The organism is Neobacillus drentensis (assembly GCF_036966985.1).
GTDB lineage: Bacteria > Bacillota > Bacilli > Bacillales > Cytobacillaceae > Neobacillus > Neobacillus drentensis_E.
The window spans coordinates 2,596-4,972 of sequence record NZ_JBALSN010000614.1 but is presented as its reverse complement, the minus strand read 5'-3'; the positions used below and the strand labels follow the sequence as shown (position 1 = coordinate 4,972).

At 40.1% G+C, this 2,377-nt stretch carries 2 protein-coding genes and 1 pseudogene; 2 read left to right on the top strand and 1 reads right to left on the bottom strand.

Going from position 1 to position 2,377, the window contains the following annotated elements; genetic code table 11:
• On the top strand, positions 1 to 686 hold a 686-nt coding region (locus V7659_RS29105; RefSeq protein WP_335543527.1), incomplete at its 5' end, for an MFS transporter.
• Between the two features lie 95 nt (positions 687 to 781).
• Complete coding sequence (locus V7659_RS29100; RefSeq protein ID WP_335543526.1) at positions 782 to 1,612, top strand: pentapeptide repeat-containing protein; 831 nt, start codon at positions 782 to 784, stop codon at positions 1,610 to 1,612.
• 85 nt (positions 1,613 to 1,697) lie between these two features.
• Here V7659_RS29100 and V7659_RS29095 read toward each other — a convergent pair.
• Positions 1,698 to 2,377, bottom strand: a pseudogene (locus tag V7659_RS29095) (elongation factor G); the annotation flags it as partial.

Sequence of the window (2,377 nt, the reverse complement as noted above, 5' to 3'; positions counted from 1 at the left end):
TCGCCACTCTCCTCATCATTTTTTGGGTAGTAGAGGAAAATTTCACGCCAAGTAAGGTTCGTGGTTCTGTAAAAAATGATTTTAAATTGGCCTTGACGAATCGTCCATTCTTCCTCGTTCTCATACTCACGGTGGTTACTAGTTGTTCCATCATGACCATAGAGCCTGTACTCCCTTTATATATCGTAAAATTGGGAGGGTCTTCCGAAAATGCCTCATTATTAGCGGGAGTGGTGTTCTCATTGCCCGGAATTGCCAGTGCGCTGTTTGCTCCTTTTTGGGGGAAGTGGGCAGACAAAGTAGGCTTTCAACGAGTCCTATTTATTGGATTACTAGGCGGTGGAATCGGAACAATCACTCAAATACTATTCAGTCAAATTTGGGGATTTTCGTTGATTCGCTTTGTGTTTGGAATATTTTTCTGTGCCGTCTTCCCAGCCCTGAATGGACTTGTTGTGAAATCAACGCCAGAGGATTTTCGTGGCCGAGCTTTTAGTTTGAACCAAACCGCTAACCAAATCGGCGGGATGATTGGCCCAATTATTGGTGGTTTCCTTGGAGGGATTTTCCCTGTTCAAAGTGTCTTTATCGTAACAGGTATTTTATTATTAATCGCTTGTGGAATGGCCTATTGGAATGGAAAAAATCTAAGCAGTCGTGCGCTTAAACGAAAAGCTTTAACGTAAACAAAAACAAATTTGTTGTACAAAACCCTCTTATCTTTTTTTTCGGATATGAGGGTTTTTTGTGGTAAATTAGAAGCATAGTAGGAGGGGATTGATTGTCTAGTCAACTAATAAAAATTAATGATAGTTTACGTGCAGATTGTATAAATTGTTTTGGATTGTGCTGTGTAGCTTTGCCTTATGCGAAGTCAGCTGACTTTGCCATGAATAAAGAAGCAGGTACCCCTTGTTCAAATCTTCAAGCAGATTATCGTTTTGGAATTCATAAGAATCTTAGAAATGAAGGTTTTCGAGGCTGTGTTGGATATGAGTGTTTTGGTGCAGGTCAAAAAGTTTCGCAGGTCACATATAATGGTAACGACTGGCGCAGAAATCCATCTTTAGCTAAAGAAATGTTTGAAATATTTCCGATTATGCAACAACTTCAAGAGATGCTTTGTTACTTATATGAAGCCCTTAGCTTAGAAGAGGCGCAGCCTATTATTAATGAATTGAAGTCTTCTATTGAAGAAACGGAAAAGCTTACTACTCTAAGTCCTCAATCTATTTTAGAGTTAAATGTTCCTGCTCATAGAGCGATGGTAAATGATTTACTTCTCCGTACGAGCGAACTTGTACGCGCAAAGATTTCGACCAAGAAGCACATAAAAAAGAGAGACTTCATAGGTGCAAATTTAAAAGGGGCTGACCTTAGAGGAACTAATTTAAGAGGGGCATTACTAATTGCAGCGGATCTTAGGAAAGCGGACATGAGAGTGGCAGATCTAATTGGTGCAGATCTGAGAGATGCTGATTTACGTGGAGCTAATCTGACCGATAGTTTATTTCTGACGCAAGCACAAATCAATTCAGCAAAGGGCGATTATACTACTAAATTACCAGCTACATTAAGAAGACCTGATCATTGGATAGAAGATTTAGATTGAGTTAAATGGATGAGGATTGACGACCGAAACTATCGAAAAATAGAAGGGACGGTCGTCAATAGATTGTTCTTAACTCCCAAGTATCTTACAAACAATGCATTTCACTTTCCACTTCATCCCACGGCACGGAATAACCCTGTCCTTTGGAGCAGAAGATGGAGGACGAAGTATAGACTGGATCTGCATCCTTATTGTAATTGATTCTTTCCATAACTGCTTTAGGATTATGGCATGGGTAATAACCACCAACAACGAGATTTAGTGTTCCTTTTCCTTGCGTAATCGAAGCAAACTCAGGGCCATAATTCATAAAGGTAGCAACTGGAACTTTCCCAGTTAGAATGGCTTTGTTACCTTCCGTCATTGGAGGGTTAAAGCTGCCATGTGCATTTTGAATGTCAGTTAGAACTTTTCCCATATGATCTAAATTAAATCGCATTTTAAAATCATAGAAAGGTTCCAGTAGGATATTGTTTGCTTTTTCAAGCCCCTGCCGCAAAGCGCGAAATGCTGCTTCCCTAAAATCTCCTCCTGACGTATGTTTGACATGGGCTCGTCCAGTTATCAAGGTTATCCTCAGGTCGGTAATAGGAGACCCAGTTATTAATCCACGATGCTCTCTTTCAAACAGGTGATTTTTAATAATGTTCTGTGTCCCAACAGGTAAATCATCGGTATGACACACACTTTCGAAAGAAATCCCAGTATTTCTCCCACTAGGCTCTAATTTAAGATGGACTTCGGCATAATGACCGAGCGGCTCAA